Source organism: Curvivirga aplysinae, from assembly GCF_009711445.1.
Taxonomy (GTDB): domain Bacteria; phylum Pseudomonadota; class Alphaproteobacteria; order UBA8366; family Aestuariispiraceae; genus Curvivirga; species Curvivirga aplysinae.
Genome location: NZ_SMMC01000197.1, coordinates 1 through 23,784 on the forward strand (window position 1 = coordinate 1; position 23,784 = coordinate 23,784).

Annotated in this window: 23 protein-coding genes; 7 read left to right on the forward strand and 16 right to left on the reverse strand. The window is 41.8% G+C overall.

The window, feature by feature from the left end; all coding sequences use genetic code 11:
• The 5 genes from E1160_RS12100 to aspS form a co-directional block, all read right to left on the reverse strand.
• Positions 1–366, reverse strand: a 366-nt coding sequence (locus E1160_RS12100) for a hypothetical protein (RefSeq protein ID WP_155155507.1), incomplete at its 3' end; no start/stop codon positions are given.
• A complete protein-coding gene (locus tag E1160_RS12105; protein WP_155155509.1) occupies positions 359–787 on the reverse strand; it encodes a hypothetical protein in 429 nt (142 codons plus the stop codon). The genes E1160_RS12105 and E1160_RS12100, both read right to left, overlap by 8 nt.
• 83 nt (positions 788–870) lie before the next feature.
• Positions 871–1,302 (reverse strand): hypothetical protein, encoded by a 432-nt coding sequence (locus tag E1160_RS12110; protein ID WP_155155511.1) that lies wholly within the window; start codon positions 1,300–1,302, stop codon positions 871–873.
• 33 nt (positions 1,303–1,335) lie between these two features.
• The gene (locus E1160_RS12115) at positions 1,336–1,788 is read right to left on the reverse strand and encodes a hypothetical protein (protein ID WP_155155513.1); all 453 of its coding nucleotides are present in this window, start codon (positions 1,786–1,788) and stop codon (positions 1,336–1,338) included.
• 129 nt (positions 1,789–1,917) lie between these two features.
• The gene (gene aspS, locus E1160_RS12120; protein ID WP_155155515.1) at positions 1,918–3,705 is read right to left on the reverse strand and encodes an aspartate--tRNA ligase; all 1,788 of its coding nucleotides are present in this window, start codon (positions 3,703–3,705) and stop codon (positions 1,918–1,920) included.
• A gap of 176 nt (positions 3,706–3,881) precedes the next feature.
• On the opposite strand from aspS, the gene rnd reads away from it, so the two are divergent.
• Together rnd and E1160_RS12130 are read left to right on the forward strand one after the other, a co-directional pair.
• Positions 3,882–5,051: a ribonuclease D gene (gene rnd / locus E1160_RS12125; protein ID WP_155155517.1), complete on the forward strand. Its 1,170-nt coding sequence runs from the start codon at positions 3,882–3,884 to the stop codon at positions 5,049–5,051.
• A 16-nt stretch (positions 5,052–5,067) separates the two neighbouring features.
• Complete coding sequence (locus tag E1160_RS12130; RefSeq protein WP_155155519.1) at positions 5,068–6,090, forward strand: M23 family metallopeptidase; 1,023 nt, start codon at positions 5,068–5,070, stop codon at positions 6,088–6,090.
• A gap of 11 nt (positions 6,091–6,101) precedes the next feature.
• On the opposite strand, the gene E1160_RS12135 is transcribed toward E1160_RS12130, so the two are convergent.
• From E1160_RS12135 to E1160_RS12160, 6 genes are all read right to left on the reverse strand, one after another.
• Positions 6,102–7,646 carry a Ppx/GppA family phosphatase gene (locus E1160_RS12135; RefSeq protein ID WP_155155520.1) on the reverse strand — a complete coding sequence of 515 codons (1,545 nt, stop codon included), beginning with the start codon at positions 7,644–7,646 and terminating at the stop codon, positions 6,102–6,104.
• Positions 7,647–7,690: 44 nt separating this feature from the next.
• Positions 7,691–9,898 (reverse strand): RNA degradosome polyphosphate kinase, encoded by a 2,208-nt coding sequence (locus E1160_RS12140; RefSeq protein WP_155155522.1) that lies wholly within the window; start codon positions 9,896–9,898, stop codon positions 7,691–7,693.
• 120 nt (positions 9,899–10,018) lie between these two features.
• A complete protein-coding gene (locus E1160_RS12145; RefSeq protein WP_155155524.1) occupies positions 10,019–10,624 on the reverse strand; it encodes a CYTH domain-containing protein in 606 nt (201 codons plus the stop codon).
• Entirely contained in the window at positions 10,614–11,300 is a 687-nt protein-coding gene (locus E1160_RS12150; protein ID WP_155155526.1) for an HdaA/DnaA family protein, read from the reverse strand. The genes E1160_RS12145 and E1160_RS12150 overlap by 11 nt, the downstream gene beginning before the upstream one ends.
• Before the next feature lie 12 nt (positions 11,301–11,312).
• Positions 11,313–12,425, reverse strand: a complete 1,113-nt coding sequence (locus tag E1160_RS12155) for an AI-2E family transporter (RefSeq protein WP_155155528.1) — start codon at positions 12,423–12,425, stop codon at positions 11,313–11,315.
• A 26-nt stretch (positions 12,426–12,451) separates the two neighbouring features.
• Complete coding sequence (locus E1160_RS12160; protein ID WP_155155530.1) at positions 12,452–13,660, reverse strand: DUF2066 domain-containing protein; 1,209 nt, start codon at positions 13,658–13,660, stop codon at positions 12,452–12,454.
• A 167-nt stretch (positions 13,661–13,827) separates the two neighbouring features.
• Between E1160_RS12160 and purM the strand changes: the two genes are divergently transcribed.
• The 3 genes from purM to E1160_RS17385 are packed head-to-tail and all read left to right on the forward strand — an operon-like array spanning position 13,828 to position 15,733.
• The gene (purM, locus tag E1160_RS12165; RefSeq protein WP_328597153.1) at positions 13,828–14,901 is read left to right on the forward strand and encodes a phosphoribosylformylglycinamidine cyclo-ligase; all 1,074 of its coding nucleotides are present in this window, start codon (positions 13,828–13,830) and stop codon (positions 14,899–14,901) included.
• The gene (purN, locus tag E1160_RS12170; RefSeq protein ID WP_155155534.1) at positions 14,901–15,554 is read left to right on the forward strand and encodes a phosphoribosylglycinamide formyltransferase; all 654 of its coding nucleotides are present in this window, start codon (positions 14,901–14,903) and stop codon (positions 15,552–15,554) included. The genes purM and purN overlap by 1 nt, the downstream gene beginning before the upstream one ends.
• 47 nt (positions 15,555–15,601) lie before the next feature.
• A complete protein-coding gene (locus E1160_RS17385) occupies positions 15,602–15,733 on the forward strand; it encodes an aa3-type cytochrome c oxidase subunit IV (protein WP_155155536.1) in 132 nt (43 codons plus the stop codon).
• 58 nt (positions 15,734–15,791) lie between these two features.
• Here E1160_RS17385 and E1160_RS12180 read toward each other — a convergent pair whose 3' ends face one another.
• The 3 genes from E1160_RS12180 to ndk form a co-directional block, all read right to left on the reverse strand.
• Positions 15,792–16,985 (reverse strand): MFS transporter, encoded by a 1,194-nt coding sequence (locus tag E1160_RS12180; protein WP_155155538.1) that lies wholly within the window; start codon positions 16,983–16,985, stop codon positions 15,792–15,794.
• Between the two features lie 7 nt (positions 16,986–16,992).
• Complete coding sequence (locus E1160_RS12185) at positions 16,993–17,814, reverse strand: phytanoyl-CoA dioxygenase family protein (protein WP_155155540.1); 822 nt, start codon at positions 17,812–17,814, stop codon at positions 16,993–16,995.
• Between the two features lie 161 nt (positions 17,815–17,975).
• Positions 17,976–18,398, reverse strand: coding sequence for a nucleoside-diphosphate kinase (ndk, locus tag E1160_RS12190; protein ID WP_155155542.1), 423 nt, complete (start codon positions 18,396–18,398; stop codon positions 17,976–17,978).
• A 259-nt stretch (positions 18,399–18,657) separates the two neighbouring features.
• On the opposite strand from ndk, the gene E1160_RS12195 reads away from it, so the two are divergent.
• Positions 18,658–20,556: an ABC-F family ATP-binding cassette domain-containing protein gene (locus E1160_RS12195; protein ID WP_155155544.1), complete on the forward strand. Its 1,899-nt coding sequence runs from the start codon at positions 18,658–18,660 to the stop codon at positions 20,554–20,556.
• Here the strand turns inward: E1160_RS12195 and E1160_RS12200 are convergent.
• Together E1160_RS12200 and E1160_RS12205 are read right to left on the reverse strand one after the other, a co-directional pair.
• On the reverse strand, positions 20,553–21,149 hold the full coding sequence (locus tag E1160_RS12200; protein WP_155155546.1) for a DJ-1/PfpI family protein: 597 nt from the start codon (positions 21,147–21,149) through the stop codon (positions 20,553–20,555). The two genes, E1160_RS12195 and E1160_RS12200, sit on opposite strands and share 4 nt — an antisense overlap.
• Before the next feature lie 95 nt (positions 21,150–21,244).
• Positions 21,245–22,411: an MFS transporter gene (locus E1160_RS12205; RefSeq protein WP_155155548.1), complete on the reverse strand. Its 1,167-nt coding sequence runs from the start codon at positions 22,409–22,411 to the stop codon at positions 21,245–21,247.
• Between the two features lie 241 nt (positions 22,412–22,652).
• Between E1160_RS12205 and E1160_RS12210 the strand changes: the two genes are divergently transcribed.
• Positions 22,653–23,651, forward strand: coding sequence for a BMP family lipoprotein (locus E1160_RS12210; protein ID WP_155155550.1), 999 nt, complete (start codon positions 22,653–22,655; stop codon positions 23,649–23,651).
• The last annotated feature ends 133 nt before the right edge of the window (positions 23,652–23,784 follow it).

Genomic DNA, 23,784 nt, shown 5'->3' on the forward strand with positions numbered 1-23,784 from the left:
CTTATCTTTACCGGATGGCCAAGTATCAACATATCTCTCCCCATCTCTATACACAGCCCAGCAATATTCGTTATCTGTACCTTCGGAATAAAAACGTGTGCATAGCAGATCATCTGCGATACGCCACATCCCAAATAATTTGCTCTTGCCATTTTGATAAACGACACGTTTATCCGCTGAAAAATATTCAATAATAGGCACAGTTAAATTTCCAGCACTATCAGACAAATTCCCATATACAGTCTTTCCTGTGAAAACAGTGCGTAACTCATCATCATCAAGTTTAATTGCTTGTTCAGGAATTGTATTTGTCACACAGCCAACCAAAAACAGGCCCGTAATTAAAAGCACTATTTTCTTAATCATTTCTATATATCCCCAATTTATTAAAATTCACAATTTCTGCACGTATCTTGCACATATGATCGCCAATCCTACCTTTAAGATTAGCTTCTTCCCCAAATACTTTACCAATCAAGCTTACTTTTTGACGATGAGGGAACTTGAAATACCCCTCAATCTTTAAGACGTCTTGAGACATTCTCCGCACATTTAAGTCATAAAAATCTTCAACGACCTGTCCATCTTCAATAGCTTTATCAAAGATTCCAAAATCAGCACTTAAACAAGCCTCAGACTCAATCGTCAAAATTGCATGTTCGGCCTCTGCTATTTGCTTTTTAGCCCAATTTTGAATTTCTTCTTGTGTTAATGTCTGTGCAGACAATGTCACTGGTATAATAACAAACAAGAAAAAAAATATGCTTCGACAAACAATAAGTTTCATATCTCTCCTCGTTTCAAACTGAACTGACTTTTTTAACTTTTAGTAGAAATACAATCTAGACATTAACTACACTTACCCCAGGTCTAGTTGATAAGTTTTTCAACATCGCCATCTTTAAATATGTCAAATTCTGCTTGGACTTTCCCGCTATCCTTACCTGACGGGTGAACAACTAAGCTTTTGTTTTCAAGGGAATAAATTTCCCAACAATATTCCTTATCCGAGTTTGCTGTAAAATATCGCGTACAAAGTAAATCGTCTTTCACGCGCCATGTACCATATAAATTGAGTTTATTTTCTTTGTAAGCAACGCGTGTATCAGCCGCATAGTATTCCACAATGGGAACAGATAAATTCCAGTTTTTATCCGCCAACTTACCATATGCAGATTTTCCAGAATATGCATTTTGAATTTCATCCCCATTTAACTTCACAGCCTGCTTCGGAACTTGCCCTGTTACACATCCTGCAAGAACTAAACCACCGATAACCGTTATAGCCAATCTCTTGAACATTAAAACACTCTCCTTATTCGTGAAAATTATTTTCTATTGTTGAATTTTTATGGCATCCAGATTGTCTATACTGCCAGTTCCTTTGCATTTATGACTATTGCCAAACCATCGACCTTCAAAAGTTAAGTTATTTCCATCGATTTCGGCGATAAGCCATGCCTTTAACCTTTGCGTTCGAAGATGGTCCACATATCCCCGCATTATTAATTGATCTTGTAGATTTCTAGTAACATCAAACTCAAAGAAAGTTCCTGTTAGGACATTTTCAACAATAGGCAACGCAGTAAATTCAATGAAGACCTTATCTTTAATACAATCCACACGAGCCGACATAAGAGCGTAATCATTCTTTTTAATATAACTCTGGCTTTGCTGCATCGCCCATTGCTTCAGTTCTTCTGGTGTCATGGTAGACTGCGCCTCACTTGGTACAGCAAACAAAGTTACAGATAAAATCAATGAAAACAAAGAAATGATATTTTTCATATTCCCCCCTGAACATTCCAAAATAGAAGATAAACATCTTCACATTTCCTCGCAAGAATAGAATTTAATAATTAAAAAGCCGCCTCGGATCGAAGCGGCTTTCTTAATTTTTATCCTGTTTAGTGAGGCTTAGTTATCTAAAGCTTCTACAGGCATTTGGATTTTGATGTGAACATCTTCCAATTGATGATCGTCAACAGCAGCAGGTGCGCCCATCATCAAATCTTGCGCCATTTGGTTCATTGGGAAGGCTGTTACTTCACGGATGTTTTCTGTACCTGCCAACAACATCACGATACGGTCGATACCCGGTGCAGAACCACCATGCGGAGGTGCACCCAATTTCAACGCGTTGATCATGCCGCCAAAGCGTTCGTCAACAACTTCTGGGCCGTAACCTGCGATTTCAAACGCTTTATACATAACTTCCGGTAAATGGTTTCGGATCGCACCAGAAGAAAGCTCAATACCGTTACACACGATGTCATACTGATATGCATTGATTGTAAGAGGGTCTTGGTTTTCCAACGCATCCATACCGCCTTGTGGCATAGAGAATGGGTTGTGAGAGAAGTCAACTTTACCCAATTTTTCGTCATATTCGAACATTGGGAAATCAACGATCCAGCAGAAATCAAATTTGTTTTCGTCGATCAATTCAAGATCGTTACCAAGCTTGGTACGAACGATACCAGCGAAATCAGCCGCATCTTTTTCTTTACCCGCAACGAAGAAGACAGCGTCGCCATCTTTTACGCCTGTGATTTCTTTGATTTTCTCTAGACGTGCTTCATCCAAGTTCTTGGCGATTGGACCAGCAGGACCTTCTTCCTTGAAGTTGATATAGCCCAAACCAGCTTGGCCTTCGGATTGTGCCCAACTGTTTAACTTATCAAAGAAACTACGTGGACGATCAGACACTTTAGGTGCCGGGATCGCTTTGACCACCATGCCTTTTTCAACAAGACCCGCGAAGACTTTAAAGTCAGAACCCGCAAATACGTCAGACACATTTGTAATGATCAATGGGTTACGTAAGTCAGGCTTGTCGTTACCATATTTCTCCATAGATTCTTTGTAAGGAATGCGTTTGAACGGCATTGGGCTTACTTCACGGCCATCTGCGAATTCAACAAATAGGTCATGTAAGACAGGCTCAATTGCATCAAATACGTCTTCTTGTGTGACAAAGCTCATTTCAAAGTCGAGCTGATAGAACTCACCCGGTGAACGATCTGCACGCGCATCTTCATCACGGAAACAAGGGGCGATTTGGAAGTAACGGTCAAAGCCAGCCATCATCAACAATTGTTTGAACTGTTGAGGGGCCTGTGGCAACGCATAAAACTTACCTGGATGCAAACGGGAAGGTACCAAGAAGTCACGCGCACCTTCCGGAGAAGACGCTGTCAAAATCGGTGTTTGATATTCACGGAAACCTTGGTCGATCATTCGACGACGTACGGAAGAAATAACTTCTGAACGCAAAATGATATTCTTTTGCATATCTTCACGACGTAAATCCAAAAAACGGTTTTTCAAACGGATATCTTCTGGATAACCCGCATCTTTGTTTACAGGCATTGGAAGTTGATCTGAACGGGAAAGAACTTCCACTTTTTCTGCAACAACCTCGATTTCACCCGTTTCCATATTCGGATTGATGGTTTCATCAGACCGTTTCAAAACCTTACCAGTTACACAAACGGTAGATTCGTTGCTCAAACCTTCCAAGATCGGGAATACTTCATGGGAAGTATCCACCACGATTTGTGTCAAACCATAATGGTCGCGCAAGTCTACGAAAAGCAGATTACCGTGGTCACGCTTACGGTGGACCCAACCGGAAAGACGAACTTCTGCGTCTACGTCACTTTGACGCAACGCGCCGCAAGTATGCGTGCGATACTGATGCATGGAAATCTCCAACAATGCGATGCTTAAAATCTTATCAACGTTACCGAAGTGGCAACTTATTTTCTGCAACGGGAAAGACTATGTTTTACGCCATTTGTCAACCAAAATGACATAAATCTATCCCCTATTCGCCTTTATCTTGGACTCTTAATACAGACTCGTCTATTCACAAAGACATGACAATTACACCAATTACAGAATCCGGCCCTTTACTGACCTTGTGTAACAAGCTTGCGGAGGCCGACTATATCACCGTAGATACTGAATTCCTGCGCGAAAAGACCTATTGGCCAAAGCTATGCCTGATACAGGTTGCCAGTACAGAAGTTGAAGCCGTTATTGACCCGCTTGCTGATGGGTTGGATATGGCGCCTTTTTATGACCTGATGCAAAAAGAGAGTATCTTGAAGGTTTTTCATGCGGCCCGTCAGGATATGGAAATTTTCTTCCAGAAAATGAATGCCGTCCCAAAGCCGATTTTTGATACACAAATTGCGGCAATGGTTTTAGGTCATGGTGACCAAGCAGGTTATGAGACTTTGGTGAATAAAGTTCTTAACCGTCAGGTAGATAAATCTGCACGTTTTACAGATTGGTCCATGCGTCCATTGAACCAAAAGCAACTTTCTTATGCGCAAAGTGATGTCACCCATCTACGCGATATTTATGAGAAATTCGCGCGACAACTTGCTGAGATGAACAGAACCAGCTGGGTGGATGATGAAACTGCATATTTAATGGATCCGGCTACCTATACGGTTATTCCCGAAGAATGCTGGCGTCGTATTAAATCTCGTGGCACAGAACCTCGCTTTTTAGGTGTTTTACGCGAAGTTGCAGCATGGCGGGAACGCGAAGCACAAGCCCGTGACATCCCAAAAAATCGTATTTTACGTGATGAAGCCTTATTAGATATTGCCGGCACAAAGCCCCAAGATGTGAAAGCCTTAAAGAAAATCCGCGGGGTTTCCGACGGTTTTGCTGATGGCAAGATGGGGCATGGTATATTAAAGGCCATTGCAACAGCATTAGATTTGCCAGACGAAGATTTACCGCGCCTGCCACGTCGTCCCCGCCTGCCCGATGGTATTGGGCCTCTAACTGATTTGTTGAAAGTGCTATTGAAACGTCAAAGCGAGCGTCATTTAATCGCGGCACGTGTCGTGGCAACATCTGATGAATTGGAAAAACTAGCCTCCCAAGACGATCCCGATATTCCAGCCATGTCTGGATGGCGTTGGGAAGTTTTTGGCAAACGTGCTATGGAATTAAAAAGTGGTAAGCTTGCGATAACTGCCAAAGGGAAAGATATCGAAATCATCGAAATTGAGGATGATGAAGAATAATTCGGATTAAGATAGTATGAAAAAGCTTTCATTCAAGCTATTGAAGTTAATGTCAATTTCTTCCATTGCTTTGACAATGGGGGCTTTTTTTAATTCTGCTTCCGCTCAAACAGGTTTTCTACAAATTCCTGTGGATTGCGAGTTTAATAAAACCTGCTATATCCAGAAATATGCAGATGCTGTTAAGGGGCCGGATTATAAAGATTATAATTGTGGCACTTTGACCAATGATGATCACAAAGGCACCGACTTTCGACTAAATGATTATGTTCAACTAGAACAAGGAGTTGACGTTCTCGCTGCCGTAGATGGCAAAGTCATTGAAACACGTGATTATATGCCTGATGTAAATGCCAAACTTGTTGGCAAAGAATCTGTATTTAATCGCGGTTACGGCAATATGATCGTGTTACAGCATAAGAATAATTATCGTACTGTTTACGCACATTTGAAACGTAACAGCATCAAGGTAAAAATTGGTGATATTGTCAAAGCAGGCACACCAATGGGACAAATAGGCTTAAGTGGCCTGACAGAATATCCACATCTACATTTTGAAATCCTGAAGGGTAACCAGCGACTTGATCCCTTTACAGGTGACTCAGTAAAAACATCCTGTGGTCAAAGTGAAGATAAATCTCTTTGGGCTGTAGATTTACCATATAAGCCTGTACATCTGGTCGGTATTGGTATGTTTTCCAATCGCTTATCTATTCATGCGATGGAACATAAACTATATGAAAATGCACGTTTACGCCCTTCTGCCAAAGGAATGATCCTAAACGCCTATATTGCTGGTGTGCGTAAAGGTGATAAAGTGCATGTTAAAATCTATCACAATGATGCTGCCGAACCATTTTATGATCAAGAAGCCATTCGCGAGAAAGATTTAGCCTTTGAACTTATTTCCGCCGGACGTAAAAACAAAGGTAAGAATTGGCCCAAAGGTATATATCGTGGTGAAATAACCTATAGTCGCATAATAGATGGAAAACCCACGATACTGATTGAAGAAAGCGCGGAAACAGAAATCAAATAATTTCGACCTTATTATCTGCTTAAAATTTCTTGCTGAATGTCAACTGCCGACATACGTATTTCATGATAAAGGCCAAGACTTTTTGCGAGATTAGCCATACGTTTTTCTACAACTTCCCCTGCCATATAAGATTTGTCCGCTGGTCCAGTTAATAAAAGCTCTCTTCCTCGAACACGTAAATCATACTCTTTCAAGTGTTTGGAAACACCGCCTGTTAATGCGTAACCCAATCTCATTGCACATCCGATGGCATTTGCGCGTTCGATCTCTCTCTCACTTAAAAGATGTTCAATTGTTTTTAAACCACGCGCGGCACCAATAACGGTTCCATAACGGGTTGCAACAGCTAATGCTAAATAAACGCGCTCCTTATGCGTGACACCAACAATTGGAAAACGCATTACCCTATTTAGGGCATGATCCACCCTATAATCAGGATGCTCAAGGCGCCCTATTTCTGAAAGCAAACAGGCTGCCTCGCGAATACGTTTTTCCCATGGCTGATCATCAACTTTAAAAATAGGATCAATCCATTTAAATAACTTTTCACCATCAACACGATCGAAACTTTGAGACCACGGCATCCGATGACATGCAGCCAACAGAGGGTCTTCCGCCTGAACCTGCTTGCCCAGCTTATCGAACAAACATCCTTCACGTACACCATTTGCAGAAAAAACAAGCTTGTTTGGCTTGGCAGATCGTATAACACGCTGCATTAATAAAGCCGCATAACGTAGGGTTTCGACACGTCTCGTACTGTCTTGATATTTTTCGAGAAGTTCTTCATCCCCCATCGCAAAAATATGGTCACAATATTCCTTTACATATTCTGCTTCCATCTCATAGCCGTGCAATACATGCAAAGGATAATCAACTTCTTCCATATGGATTTTAGCTATCGCACGCCAAGCTCCGCCCACGACATAAAATTCCTTACCTTCCAGTTTTGATAACCATTTTACTTTTTCAAGCATCGGATCAATGATACTGATCAGCTTATTTTTTGAACTTGATAGATTACCAGACATTCGAATAGGGCCAAGAGGCAATGTTTCAAATCGGCCTGTATGAGATTTGTTCAACTCAACTAACTCAACGCTTCCACCACCCAGGTCTCCCATAAAACCATTAGCGTTAGGAATTCCAGATATAACCCCTAATCCAGACAATCGTGCTTCTTCATGACCTGAGATGGTTTGGATTTCTAGACCACTTAACTCTTTTACACGACGGGTAAATTCAGGACCATTTTCTGCTTCTCTAACTGCTGCGGTCGCTAAAACAGTGATCTTGGAAACCTTCATACTACGCGCTATATTTGCAAAACGAGGTAAAGCACGCAATGCACGCTCTACACCTTCATCATGCAAACGTCCTGTTGCATTCAAATCCCGCCCTAATCCGCACAAAATCTTTTCGTTAAAAACCGGTATAGGCGCACGAACCCGACCTTCATAAATTACCAGACGGATTGAGTTAGATCCAATATCAACAACCGCTATTGGAGAAGAATTATTTTCCTGGGTTTCTGCCCATAAGGGATGCTTGGTCATCCTGTTTCTTATTCCTTGTGATGCTCTTCAGAAACCGCCTCTTTCTATGAAGATTTTGGTCCCCGCCGAGATTTCTTCTTATCTTTCTTCAACGCCTTACCACGCCCAGACAGACTTGGATTCGTCATAAAGAAACGATGTGCATTGAAGGCGCCTTTATTTGTCTCAGGACGGGTGTAGGAACCATCCGGTGCAAGGAACCAACTTTGCTCTTCATCTGCCAGATTAGCATACATTACCTGATTTAAAATCTGTCTTTTCACTGTAGAGTTTAAAATCGGCACCATTGTTTCAACACGACGATTTAAATTACGTGGCATCAAATCAGCGGAAGAAATATATACTTTCGCATCTAAAGAAGGCATTTCCTCGCCATTTGCGAAACAGAATATCCGGCTATGTTCCAAGAAACGACCAACGATACTGCGCACGTTAATATTTTCCGATAGACCCGGTACACCTGGACGCAAACAACAAATACCACGGGCAATAATCTCAATATTCACCCCCGCTTGGCTAGCGCGGTATAGATCATCGATAATCTGATCATCAACCAAACTATTCGCTTTCAACCAGATACCCGAAGGCTTACCTGCCTTTGCATTCTTAATTTCAGCTTCAATATTATCATGAATTTGATCACGCAATGTATGCGGCGCGTAACGCAAAGCCTGCATGTCTTTAGGCTTGGCATATCCTGTAATAAAATTAAATAACGCTGCTGCATCATTCGCAAATACAGGATCGCAAGAAAACATGGATAAATCTGTATAAATCAATGCAGTGATTGGATGGTAATTACCCGTTCCAAAATGCACATAAGTACGGGTAGATTTACCTTCACGACGTGTGACCATCGCGACTTTCGCATGGGTTTTCAGGTCTACGAAACCATACACAACATGAACGCCTGCACGCTCTAAATCACGGGCCCACTTAATATTCGCAGCCTCATCAAAGCGGGCTTTCAACTCAACCAAGGCCGTAACTTGCTTACCTGCATCTGCAGCTTCGATGAGCGCCCGAACGATCGGGGAATCATTGGAGGTACGATAAAGTGTCTGTTTAATTGATAATACATTTGGATCCGCTGCGGCCTGACGAATGAAACGCAGAACCACATCGAAACTCTCATATGGATGATGCACAATGAAATCTTTTGCACGAATGGCTGCAAAACAATCCCCGCCAAAATCAGCGATACGCTCAGGATGGCGTGGTTTATAAGGTTCAAATAATAATTCATTGCGTTCTTTAACGATCATCTGACTAAAATCAGAAAGACCGAGCACCCCGCCAAGTAAGAACACATCTTCATCCAAAACACCAAGTTCAGAAACGACAAATTCCTTCAATTCATCTGGCATATCTGCTTCTAAGTTCAAACGGATTACATGCCCTCTACGACGTTGTCTAAGCATCGATTCAAAGGTTAAAACCAGATCTTCCGCTTCCTCATCAATTTCCACATCTGAATCTCGAAGAATACGGAACATTCCATTACCAACGACTTCAAAATCAGGGAATAGACGATCAAGAAATAATCCAATCAATTGTTCCAAACGAATGAAACGTGGATTACGTCCTGGAAGTTTAATAAACCGTTTCTGGTTATGTGGCATCGGGATCAAGCTTTTTAATTCCCAACCATCACTTGGACGACGAAGCTGAATAGCCATCACCAGGCCTTTATTCGGCACAAAAGGAAATGGATGGGCAGGATCCACAGCGATAGGTGTTAACGTCGGATACACATGTTCTGAGAACCACTTATCAAGGAATTTCATATCCTCATCAGTGACTTCGTCATCTGTTAGTAAACTGATATTCTCTTCACGTAAAAGACCAAGTATATCATGCAGAACAACTTGTTGTTCCTGCATCAATCGTCCCGCTTTTTCAGATATCGCATTTAACTGTTCCAGCGGCGTGCGACCATCGGAACTTAATGTCGTGACTCCAGCAGCAACCTGACCTTTCAGACCTGCGACACGGACCATAAAAAACTCATCAAGGTTACTGGCCGAAATCGAAATATAACGAAGACGTTCAAATAAAGGATGACGAAAATTGGATGCTTCTTCCAACACACGAAAATTAAAGGCAAGCCATGACAGCTCTCGGTTAATAAAGCGCGTCTTACTTGTTGTGGTTACTTCTGCTAGATCAAGTACCTCATCCAAATGAATGTTATCATTACTTTCTTCATCTTGAATAGAAGTTGATCCAGTATGATTAGAAACTGTCGCCATCTGACTTTCCTTAATCCCAATAAGTTTTCCTGCTATTCAGGAAACATGCGTTAATCGCTCTCTTGAATTTTATAGAGTTGCGACCATCAGAACACAAATTACAATATTATGACGTAAAGTCTAGGCAGCTAGCTTATATCCACGCTCAGCCTTTGATTCACCCCCAATTTTAAAATCAAATAATTGCTGCCAACATAGAGCAAGTTCCATGAGGTCATCTGCCTCGCCGCAAATTAATTCCAACTCAACTTCACTTACTTCTAGTTTTTTATCCTGAGCAAAAATATGACCTGCATCAATGGCCAATTCAATTTCTGAGTTCTTGTATTTTATTTTTCGAACTGTTCGCCAAATACGCGTATAAAAAATCTCTACTATTTTTTTATTTTCAAACCCTTTAGAGGCCTGTCTAGCATTCTCATCTTTGACGAGCAGTCCAAAATCAAGCTTCGGTTCTTTTAACGTCCAATTCAATTCAATGCGTCTACGTATTTCTGACGACGGAAGTGCCAATTTATAAGTCTGAATCCAGTCGCCAAATTCACGACGTATCCGCAGAGAAGATTTTTGATTAACCAAATCCCAATCATCTGTATCGTAATAGCACGCCCGTAAACAAGATCGTCTAGGCCTACCATTTGTTATATTTTTTAACACGCTCCATTTCCGAAATCTTCTTAATTCTTGTGGAGTAAATTCAAGCTTAACTTCAATCTCAACGCCCATCTTTATTTTTTTCCATTTGATCCATTATCCTTGATGCAAATGGTACAGTTAATTTACGTCTTTCTGCAAGAGATTCTAAATCCATAAGTGTAACAAACTGTCGAACTGCTTCAAAACTGCGCTCTAATCGAGGAAGTACATATGCCAAGATTTCTGGAGACAACCTCAAGTTGCGGTCTTGAAATTGCTTCATCATCAATGCGGCCAACATATCTTCGTCTGGATAACGTAACCCGACAGAAGGACATGCACGTAAACGCGAAGCTAAATCTTTCAATCCGATATTCCAATGCGCAGGTGCTTGTTTGGATGCTAACAATAATTTTTGGTTTGTTTCTTTTGCTAAATTATAAAGATGAAATAAACTGTCTTCTGGGCAGTTTTCAGCATTATCCACAGCTAGTCCATGGCCGCTTTCCAATAAAACAGGCACGATATCGGTAGTTAAATCACGACCATCAATATTATCTGCTTTAGAAGTTTCACACCAAATATGAAGTAAGTGTGTTTTTCCACTCCCTCCTGGCCCATAAAGACATAAAGCAGGCATTGGCCAATCCGGCCATTTATCTAACCATGCAATTGATTCTTCATTACATTCAGCCACCATAAAATCATCTACTCCCAATGCTGTACGCACGGGAAATTCTATGGGGATTTGACGAGATGCAGTCATATAAAAAGCAGCCTATTTTTCTTGTTCTTCTTCGTTAACAGATATTTCATCTGGATGAACAATATGTGCATCCATATCTTGATAGAGAGGACTAGCCATATATTGCTGAAGAGCAAATCTTGCAAGTACCCCAATCACTGCTGTTACAGGAACAGCAATCAAAATCCCAAGGAACCCAAATAATGCGCCACCTGCCATCAACGCAAAAATAATCCACACTGGATGTAATCCCACACGATTGCCGATAAGACGTGGGGTGAGAATATATCCTTCAATCACCTGCCCTATTGCAAATACTATGGCAACAAAACCAACCATCGCCATGGTATCAAACTGCGCTAATGCGATTCCCATACCCAACGCGAATCCGATCAACATGCCAAAATAAGGAATAAAGGATACTAGACCAGTGAAAAAACCCACTAATAATCCGAAATCCAAACCAAGTAATGCCAGACCAACAGCATAGAAAATGCCAAGCGAAATGCAGACCATGCTTTGTCCGCGAACGAAACCACCAATAATAGTGTCCATATCGCTGAACTGTTTTCGAATAATGGTCTTTTGTTTACGTGGCAACCAACTATCAATTTTCGCCACCATACGGTCCCAATCACGCAAGAAATAAAAGGCAACGATCGGCGTTAACACTAAAAATGAAATAATATCTGTAACAACATTAATGCCCCCAATGAAGCGGGATATAATGCCGCCAACAGTTCTCATAAGGTCGCCGGACGCCCCTAAAGTTTTGCGAGACAGATCTTCAATAGTTGCAATACCTAACGTGTCGCGTCCATAAGCAATCAAAGGTAAAGCTTTTTCCCAGATTGTATCAACATATCCCGGTAATCTTTGAAGGAAAGTTTGTAATTCGCTTACCAATAAAGGGGTACCAATTGCAAAAAAGATAGCCAAGATAACAGTGAAGAAAATAGTGACGATAGTTGTCGATATGGTTCTTGAAAAACCATGTGCCTCTAACCAATCACAAACAGGATCTAAAAAGTACGCAATTGCCATGCCGGCGACAAATGGAACTAAAACCGACCCAAGTATCATGAGTAAGAAAACAAATACGGCAAGACTGCCCACCCAAAAAAAGGATTTTTGCGTTGTAGTCATCTGGTGATTTCCTATCCTAGCAAAACTTAACGTTTCATAAGGCTCCAGCCTTGAACGTCATCGTTAAAGGCTAAATTATAATTCAATTGTTTTAACGCAGACTGTAAAGAAACCGTCCGACCACTATATTCAATCAAAACATTTGCCTCATCGACATTGATATTTAAGATCTTATATCGTTGAACCATGGTCATACCATCCAGCATTGAACGAATTTTCAACCATTCATTCAAATTCGCTAAAGGAATATTCATCAACAGACTATTTCCCTGAACATTTGGATCAATCAGATTTGTTTCTTTCCATCGTTCTTGCAGGGAAGAATAAACAACATCAATTGCTTCAGTATAAAGCTTCTCATAAAGATTACTAATTCCTGAAGGCACATTAGTTACTGTTTCAGTTTCTTTGATCGGCTGTGTTTCACTTGTAAAATCATAGATCGTAATATCATCAGACCAACCTTCTGCAATTATGACATTACTTACAGACATGACAGGTGGTTGCCCATTTTCAACACTTGCAATATCAGCAATAGTCAAAACGACACCGGAAGCGCCATATTTTGCCGCAATGGACATCAGTTTTTCTTGATCCAGAGCTAACGCATCATCTGACGTAATCTCACTGATATCAGAAATGTCGCCTAAGGGTTGTTCGAGAGGAACTAAACCAGGGGTCAAATCACTATTAGCCCAAGCCAAACGCCATTCATTACTATCTTCCCAAAGTTGGTAATTAGTACCTTGTGTCATAACAGGAAGGACCAAAAGCGGACGGCTTCGTGTCTCAGAGAAAGCAATACCTCTTTGTTTGAAAAAATTTCTCATCAAATCTGGACGAAAACCAATTTGAATATCTGCCACATAAAGACCGGCACCTTGCGACATACGCTCGCTTGGAATGTCGGTTGTGTAAACCAGATTTTCCAATTCCTTATCACTAAGAGCTGGCATTTTCCCTTGTTGACGCACAGGTACCAATATCTGGACAAGCTCTTGATAAGCCTGACGTTTCGCTTTTAGAAGAGCAGATTTTTTAGCTGCGACTTCACTATCCCCTTGCTCTTGGATAGTCAGGGTTGGCACGAGGAATAACGCATCATCGCCAAGAACTTGATGTTGACTAGAATAGCCAAGAAAAGCGGATACCAACATACTCCCGGATAGGGCTGCATATTTTAATTTCCTTTTCAATTGCTGCTTAGACAAATGTAGCATTGAAATTTGCGGCATTTTCTGTATTTTCCCGGCTAAGAATTGTTTCGCTTAATTACCATTAAGGTATTAATGCAGGTTCTGACTGATTCGTCAAAAGGCTATAAGAGATATATGGCATTTTCTTGATGTTTTTCAAAATAGAACCTTTGCATTCTATCGAATTGAAAATAAAGGATACGCCCGTGAGTAACGCTGACAACGCTGAAGGAAAAAATGGCCTCACCTACAAAGACGCAGGTGTCGACATTGATGCTGGTAACTCTCTTGTAGATCGCATCAAGCCTTACGCAAAATCCACACGTCGTAGCGGCGCTGATTCTTCCCTTGGTGGTTTTGGTGGTTTCTTCGATCCGAAAGCTGCTGGTTATAAAGACCCTTTAATGGTCGCAGCAACAGACGGTGTTGGTACAAAGTTAAAAATTGCTCTGGAAACAGGTAAACATGACACTGTAGGTATCGACCTTGTCGCCATGTGTGTCAACGATCTCGTTGTGCAAGGCGCAGAACCTCTTACATTCTTGGATTACTTCGCATGTGGTGCCTTGGATGTAGATGTAGCGGCAGATGTTGTAAAAGGTATTGCTGATGGTTGTTTACAAGCAGGTGCGGCCTTAATTGGTGGTGAAACGGCCGAAATGCCGGGTATGTATAAGTCTGGTGATTATGATCTCGCTGGTTTTTCTGTAGGCGCTGTTGAACGTGACGAAGTAATCGATGGCAGTAAACTTTCTGCTGGTGATGTTTTAATCGGCCTTCCTTCTTCAGGTGTGCATTCCAATGGTTTCTCTTTGGTACGCAAAATCTTGGAAGTGAATGGTTTAGATTTTAAAGATCCTTGCCCGTTTGATGCAGATAAATCCATTGGTGAGGCTTTATTAGAACCAACTCGTATTTATGTGAAAGCGTGCTTGGCCGCTATTAAAGCGGGTGGTGTAAATGCACTTTGCCATGTCACCGGTGGTGGTTTCTATGAAAATCTACCTCGTGTTTATGGTAATGAATTGGCTGCACGCGTGGATCGCACCGCTTGGGAAGCACCAAAAGTGTTTGATTGGTTGGCTGAAGCTGGCAATATTACGGCAGAGGAAATGCATTTAACTTTTAACTGTGGTATTGGCATGATCTTGTTTGTCGCCGCAGACAAAGTAGATGCTGTGGAAGCCGCGCTGAAATCTGAAGGTGAAACGCCGATCCGCATGGGAGAAGTTATCCAACGCGGCGAAGGTCCAGCTGTGATCATCGATGGGTTAAACTGATGACCAAGTTGAAAGTCGCCGTCGCAATTTCTGGTGGCGGCTCCAATCTTCAGGCGATTATTGATGCCTGTTCCAATCCCGATTATCCCGTTGAAATCACAACTGTAATTTCAAACAAAGCTGATGCTTATGGACTGGAACGTGCAAGACAGGCAAATATTGCAACGAAAGTTATTTCACATAAGGATTATCCTGATCGTGAAAGCTTTGATGCGGATTTGCATCAGGCAATACTAGATTCTGGTGCTGAATTTGTCATACTTGCAGGCTTTATGCGAATTTTAACAGATGGGTTCATCAATAAATGGCATGATAAGATGATTAATATTCATCCATCCATGTTACCAAAATTTCGTGGTCTGGACACACATGCACGTGCAATCGAAGCAGGTGAAAGTCATCATGGTGCCACGGTTCACTATGTACGCGCAGAATTAGATACTGGGCCACTTATCCTTCAATGTTCAGAAGAAATCCTTGAAAACGATACAGCTTCTGAATTGGCAGCACGTGTTTTAGTGAAGGAACATCAAATTTATCCTCTCGCGTTACGCTGGGTTGCAGAAGGCAAAGTTAGCATCAAAGACAATGATGCTTATGTAAATGAGTTTAAAGGTCCAATTTTGCTGGACGAAGCACATAAAATCTCATAGAAAATGTGTAGTTATAAATATTCTAAACTCTGCTAGGGATGAAGATTATGGATCAAATGGAACATCTAGAAGCATCACGTGATCATGTTGAAACATGGAATAACCTTACAAAACTATTTGTTTGGGGATCTGTTGGTATTGCACTTGTTTTGGCTGTAATGGGTCTGACTTTGGTTTAAGATATACCCCAAAATAATACAGTTTTAAACGGCATCTAATTTTAGATGCCGTTTTTATTTATGAGTTCTTAACCTGTTGCTTTCTAAGCCAAAGAAAACTCAAAAATCCAACGAGTGCCATTGCACCTGTAAAGGTAAGCATCACGTTATAACTACTAATATGCCAAATCCAGGCGCCAATAAATGGAGAAAAGGCAACCGTGGTCAGATATGGCATTGCGGCGAGACCTGATATCGCGCCGAAGTTTTTACGACCCAATATATCTCCAATCACCATTGGCCGTACGATGCTCATGACACCGTAGCACCCGCCTTGCAAGACTACAAAGAAAACCAACATGGATGGCACGCTTTCAGCGCCTAACAGAATGAAGGAAGCCATAAAAATACCGAAAAACGCAAATATGGTTATCTGTAATGCAGAGAGTTTCTTATCCGCAGCCATCATTGCAATACGACCTGCCACCTGCAACGGGCCAAGCATCGAAATAGTTAAAACAGCTGTATCATGATTAATATTACGTTCATCCAAAATGGGTAATAGATGATTCACAATCATACCATGATTTAATGCAACAATCGCAAAAGTAAGGGCAATCACCCAAAAAAGCGGATTCGCCAAGATCTGCTTCACTTTTGGTGGATCAGATATATCTTCACCATGATGAGCATGAATCTTATAATCCTTCATAATAGACGAAGTTGCGAACCATAAGCATGGTACTGATATCAATAAGATAAGCGTCGCAAAACAGTAACAGGCAAACTGCCATCCACCAATGCTCACCAATGCGGAAATCGTAGAAAACGCAATTGTCCCTGCAAGGCCAGATATCAAGGTGATAACCGTAATCGTCTTTTTCGATTCGGCCCCTAAAAACGCATTTAAAAATGCAAAGCAAGCTTCATAAAGACAGCCTGCCATTGTGATTCCGATCAAAAACCAAACCAAATAAAACTGATAGATATCCTGAATAAAGCTTAGCCCAGCCACAAGGCATCCCATTGTTATGGCAGAACTAATCAGAAGTTTTCGGCCATGGCCTTTGTCAATGATCTTACCCGCAATTGGTGCAAGCAAAGCAGAGGCAACTAACGCCAATGTCAAACCGGCCACAACATCAGTACGGGCCCATTCAAATTTTCTTTCCCATTCCAACAATAAGGCGGGGAACAAATAAATCGACCCTGCCCATAGAAAAGTTTGCGCAATTGCAAAAAGATAAGCAGGACGAGAAAGAAAGTTCAGCATAGTCTTATCAGGCCGCCTTATCTTCCCAAATCACGGGGAATGTGGATGCCGGCAAAGCATCACCAGATTTTAGTTTGCCTTCTAATTCTGGATAAGGTGGGGATGTCTCCCCCTGACGATCCATATAATAAGCCCCAGCACCAAGCCAGCGAAACGCAATCGCACGGCGGCGCCCTTTTAACATAGCAGCAGTTGTGCCATGTAAAGTTCTGAAATCAAACAAAACCGCATCACCTGGTTCACACGCCCATTCACGGATTTCATATTGATCCCTGTTTCCATCTATATCTGGGATATGCTCTAGTTCTGATGCATCTTGAACATAGGCAGCGCCATCCAAGAATTTACGAGGATAAAATAATTTGCCCCAACTATGCGACCCCGCCACGAACTGCACCGTCGCTTCTAATGGCACAGGGTCTAGTGCAATCCATACACTAACGGTTTGCGGACCATCAACACAGTAATAAGGCATATCATGATGCCATGGAGTCGCTTTCGCAGTCCCTGCTTCTTTAATCACTGCATGTTCATGAAAAAGCTGTGCTGTTTTAGACTTCATTGCTTTTGCGGCAATTTCCGCACAATCAGAATTTTTGATAAAATCTTGATACGGCTGGATACGTTCCCAGTTACAATAATCATCAAAGAATCGGCCACCCTCACCCTCACGGATGCTATCCGTTGCAAATCTCCCAGGTGCATCAAGATTTTGAGCCACGCCTTCACGTAAAACGTCTACCCAATTCTTGAACGCGCCTTTTAGGCCCAGAACACCTTCTTTTTGAAAGGTTTCGATTTGTTCTTGTGATAATTTAAAGTCGCTCATTCAAACTTCCCGCCAATTATGTATTTTCTTATGCGGAAGTTGTATCAGCAAATTCAATTCGTGAAAAAGGAAAAAGGCATATCCATTTCTGGATATGCCTTTTTCCTAAAATTCTAGAATAGAGTTTTCCCTATTCTTCCGGATTCAAAATCAAGCAGGAATTAACCTACGATTTCAGAACCGGAGAAGAAGAATGCGATTTCTTCAGCAGCTGTTTCTGGTGCATCAGAACCGTGAACAGAGTTTGCTTCGATAGATTCAGCATACATCTTACGGATTGTGCCTTCGTCAGCATTTGCTGGATTTGTTGCGCCCATTACTTCGCGGTTTTTCGCGATAGCATCTTCACCTTCAAGAACTTGAACAACAACTGGACCAGATGTCATGAATGCAACCAAGTCGCCGAAGAATGCGCGCTCTTTGTGAACACCATAGAATGTTTCAGCCATTGCTTGTGTCATGTGGATGCGTTTGGAAGCAACAACACGAAGACCAGCTTCTTCCAATTTCGCTGTGATCGCGCCTGTCAAGTTACGACGTGTTGCATCTGGTTTAATGATAGAAAATGTACGTTGCAAAGCCATTTTATAAAGCCTCTGTTTCTTTAATAAATCCGAGACGCGTCACCTGACGCGCGGTCCAAAAATTCGAAACGCGCTTGCAATATGCTGTAAGCGCGTCGGACGGCCTTATACATAGGATATGTGTTTCACGCAAGTCCTTTCGCGTCGCAACAAGAAATTGTGATCAAACTGTCACATTCTATACCTTCTATTCCTCTAAATTATTGAAAGCTCACCGATCCCTCTTTGCATTCCTGAAACCACATGCTAAAGCCCCGACATGCTTACTATTTCTGATCTTACTTATCGTATCGGCGGACGTATTTTGATTGAAGATGCGTCAGTCCAAATCCCTGATGGTCACCGTGTCGCACTTGTTGGACGTAACGGAACAGGAAAATCTACTCTATTAAAACTGATTTCAGGCCAAATACAGTTGGATTCGGGTGATATTTCCGTTGGCAATCAGCAAACGATTGGATTACTTGCCCAAGAAGAGCCCGAAGGTGATGATACACTTGTTGAGATTGTTTTGTCGGCAGATAAGGAACGAACAGCCCTTTTGACAGAATCAGAAACAGCAACAGATCCACAGCGTATTGCAGAAATTCATGAACGCCTAGCAGATATCGATGCACATACCGCCCCTGCCCGCGCAGCATCAATCCTAGCTGGCCTTGGTTTTTCAGAAGAAGATCAACAACGTAGCCTTGATACTTTCTCCGGTGGATGGCGAATGCGTGTGGCGTTGGCTGCGATTCTCTTTTCCTCACCAGATATTCTATTGCTTGATGAGCCGACCAACCATTTGGATTTGGAAGCTGCACTCTGGCTTGAAAACTATCTTATGGGTTATCCAAAAACCTTACTTATTGTTTCGCATGACCGGGATTTTCTAAATAAAGTCCCACAACATATTCTGCATTTGGACAACACACGTATGACCCTTTACACAGGGAATTATGATCAATTTGAAAATGCACGTCGTGAAGCGATGGAATTGCAAAAAGCAGCTGCGGCAAAACAAGCAGAACAACGTGCCCATATGCAGGCTTTCGTTGATCGTTTCCGCTATAAAGCGTCTAAAGCACGTCAGGCTCAAAGTCGTTTGAAAATGCTGGAAAAAATGGAACCTATTGCACAGATCAATGAAGATCGTGCCGTAACCTTTACATTGCCACAACCAGAAGAACTTCCACCGCCTGTTCTTGCTTTGGAAAATGTAGAGATTGGGTATGGCGAAAAGGTTATCCTACGCGATCTGAACATGCGTCTTGATATGGATGATCGTGTGGCACTTTTAGGTGCCAATGGTAATGGTAAAACAACCTTGCTTCGATTCCTTGGCAATCGCCTTGAAACATTGGGTGGTGAGTATCGTAAGTCGAACAAACTGGAAGTTGGCTATTTCGCTCAAAACCAGTTGGATGAAATGGATGGCAGTATAACGCCAATAACACTCATCCAAAACAATCGCCCACAATGGAATGATCAACAGATTCGTACACATTTAGGTGGTTTTGGATTTGGCGAAGATAAAGTAAAAACACGCATTGCAGATCTATCCGGCGGAGAAAAAGCAAGACTTGCACTTTCCGTCATTTGTTTATCACAACCACATATTTTACTGCTTGATGAACCGACCAACCATTTGGACATGGATAGCCGTGCGGCCCTTATTCAAGCAATTGCAGCCTATAAAGGCGCTGTCATTCTTGTTAGCCATGATAGTTATCTGGTCAACGCCTGTGCAGATCGCTTGTGGTTGGTCGCTGATGGCACCTGTAAACGTTTTGAGGGCGATCTAGCAGAATATGAACAACTTCTTCTGGAACAACGACGTGAAGAACGTCGTGCACAAAAAGCTACTAAACGTGCTGAAGCTGCGGAAGACAAACCACTTGCTAATAAAAAAGATGATCGCAAAGCACGCGCAGAGGCACGCGCGGCAACTGCTGAATTACGCAAGAAGATTAAACAAATCGACACACGTCTTGATCATTTGCGAAAAGACCTTGCAGAAATTCATGAAAAATTGGCCGATCCAAATGCCTATGATGGATCAACAGCTGATATGCTGGCTCTTTCACAAAAATCTGCAGCCCTTCAGTCAGAAATTGAGACTAAAGAAATGGAATGGTTGGAGTTATCTGAAGAATTAGAAGAAGCAATGTCCTAAATATAGGCTGAAATGGCTTTTAAACTACGTTCAACAGTTTCTTCTTTTTCTCCTACTGGTGCGACATAGTGAATGGCTTCTCGTGCAGCTTTTTCACTAGCTTTTTTACATAGTGCCCAAGTCGCCAAATATTGCGACGCCATACAACCACCAGAAGTCGCAACATTACCTTTTGCATAAAAGGGTTGGTTTAAAACTTCAACACCAGCTTCAATCACCCATGGTTTGGTGGTTAAATCTGTGCAGGCAGGAACATTCCTCAGCAATCCAAGTTTTGCCAACATATATGTGCCAGAACATTGCGACCCAATCAGTTGAGTTTCGGGATTCAAAGAAAGTCTGTTCATCACATCTGAATTTTGGGTAATATCGCGTGTATAGATACCACTACCAAACAAAACGATATTGGCTTCGTTTGCATATTCTAATTGTTGTTGAGCTTCTATGGTCACACCATTCATAGAAGTAATCTGAGTGCTAGGTGCAGTTATATTTACCTGCCATCCCTCCCCCCTCATACGGTTGAGGATACCCAATGCTATAAACGAATCTAATTCGTTAAATCCATCAAATGTTAAAATGGAAACCTTCATAGACTCACTCCCTTAGAATAGATATCTATTATAAAAGAGGAATTACGAAGATTTTAGGTCCAGTTTAAGGTAATTTCAGGGCCAGATCTTACGGCCTAAACACCTAACTCTCTTGCCTTTTTTCCTGTGAAGACAAGTACAACGCCAGCCGTTAGGGAGATCCCCATCATGATCCAGAAAACATGCCCTGCAACCGCAGTATCATACAGCCAGCTCGAAACCGTCATAAACAGCCCGATAAGAATGCCCATGGCCAAACCATCATAAAAGGTTTGCGCTGAAGCCGTTAATTCATCTGGTACATGACGAGAAATATAGCTTGTGATTGATAGATGGGTTGCCGCAAAAGTGAAGGCATGCAGCACTTGCACAATTATTAAAACCACAGTGTCAGTTGTCGCCCCTAACGTAAACCAACGAATAGTGCCACCAATAACCGCTAGCCACAACAAACCACGCAAACCAACTTTCTTTAATAGAATGGCACCAAAAGCAAAGAGAATCACTTCTGCGGTCACCCCTTCCGCCCAAAGAAAACCAATCATATCACTTGATAAGCCCGCATTAGCCCAATGCTGGGTCGCAATTGCATAAAGCGCACCATGGCTTGATTGCAAAAGGGCCGCAGCCATCACAAAACCCATCAAGCCCGGGATTTTAACCACATCAAATAAAGCTATACGACGTCCCGCTTTTTGACGAGGGCGTAAATCCGGCAAAGGCAAAACTGCAATAACGACAATCCCACCAAAGATCATCAGTAAGGTCGGGATATGATCAATGGATTTACCTGCTAAATAAACGCCAGCAATACTGGATACGACGATAAAGGCAATCGATCCAAATAATCTAGCAGGCCCATAATTTAAGAAGCCACGTCTCGCGGCAGTAATAGCCAATCCATCTATCATGGGAATCATGCTGGTTTGCAAAGGTCCAACAACGAACCACACAATCAACATTGGCCAAAAACTATCTGTCTGGGCAAAAACCCAAAACCCAATGAGGTTTGTAATTGCTAGAAATAAAATCCAATATTTTCTATGACCCGTTGCATCCGCCAGTGTCCCGACGGCGATCCCAAACACAACTTTACTGATGAAAGCAGAACTTAAAATCAGACCAACGTCACCATCGCTAATGCCATGACTTTTCATCCATAAGGGTAAGAAAGGTAAGACAATGCCAAAGCAAGCAAAATGGGCAATAAAAAACCCTGAAAAAACAAATTGTCCACGGGCTTTTGAAACTTCAACGGTCATGAAAATTGACGCCAATCTATCTACATTATAATTAAAACCACCCCACTCGCACCTTCTATACGCTAGAACAGATTCTTTTGAAAAGGAAAAACTTTATACGGAATTTGTTTGGCTGTTTCATTATTCATGCTATAGAAGTTTTTTTGGAAAAGAGCTGGAAACATAAAAACCTATGCTATATACAGCTCGGCCAGATTAAAAAATTAAAGTTAACAATAATATTTCTGATAAGGGGAATGTAATGAAAACCTTCTTCCGTGCTGTAAGTGTCGCAGCTTTGGTATTCGGTATTCAAGCAGCTAACGCCGATGAATTTAATCCAGCTGTTGTCTTTGACATGGGCGGTAAATTTGATAAATCCTTCAATGAAGGTGTATATAACGGCGTAGAGCGCTTCAAATCTGAAACAGGCGAAAAATATCGTGAGTTTGAAGTAACAAACGAAACTCAACGTGAGCAAGCAATCCGTAAAATGGCGCAACGAGGATCAAACCCAGTTCTAGGTATTGGTTTCGCGCAAGCAGATGCGATTTCCAAAGTTGCAGCTGAATATCCAGATACAGATTTCGCCATCATCGACATGGTTGTTGATCAACCAAATGTTCAATCCGTTATCTTCAAAGAACATGAAGGTTCTTTCCTTGTTGGGCTTCTTGCAGCGATGAAATCAGAAACAGGTAAAGTTGGTTTCATTGGTGGGATGGATATCCCATTGATTCGTAAATTCGCATGTGGTTTTGAACAAGGTGCAAAGTTTGCGAACCCAGACGTTGAAGTCATTCAAAACATGACAGGCACAACACCTGCTGCTTGGAACGATCCGGGCAAAGGTTCGGAATTAACACGCGCGCAATTTGACCAAGGTGTTGATGTGGTTTTCGCAGCAGCTGGTGGTACAGGTGTTGGTGTACTTCAAACTGCCGCTGATGAAGGTAAATATTCCATCGGTGTTGATTCCAATCAAAACCATCTACACCCAGGTTCTGTTTTGACATCTATGTTAAAACGCGTTGATGTAGCAGCTTACCAAGTGTTTAAATCCGCCAATGAAGGTACTTTTGAGCCCGGTTTTAATGAATATGGCTTGGCTGAAGGTGGTGTAGGTTGGTCTTTAGATGAACATAACAAAGACTTGATCACTGCAGAAATGAAAGAAGCAGCTGATTTGGCAGAAGCAGACATCATTGCCGGTGCGATCCGTGTTCATAACTATATGGATGACAGCACTTGTACCTACTAAGTCTTTTATTCTAGCCACTTAGGTGGTTAGTGTTTGTAACGGGGGCCTTCGCCCCCGTTATTTTATTAAAGTTTCGAGTAAAATTATTGGGAAAAGGTAATTTACTACCTCCCTATTTTTTTCTAACCTAACT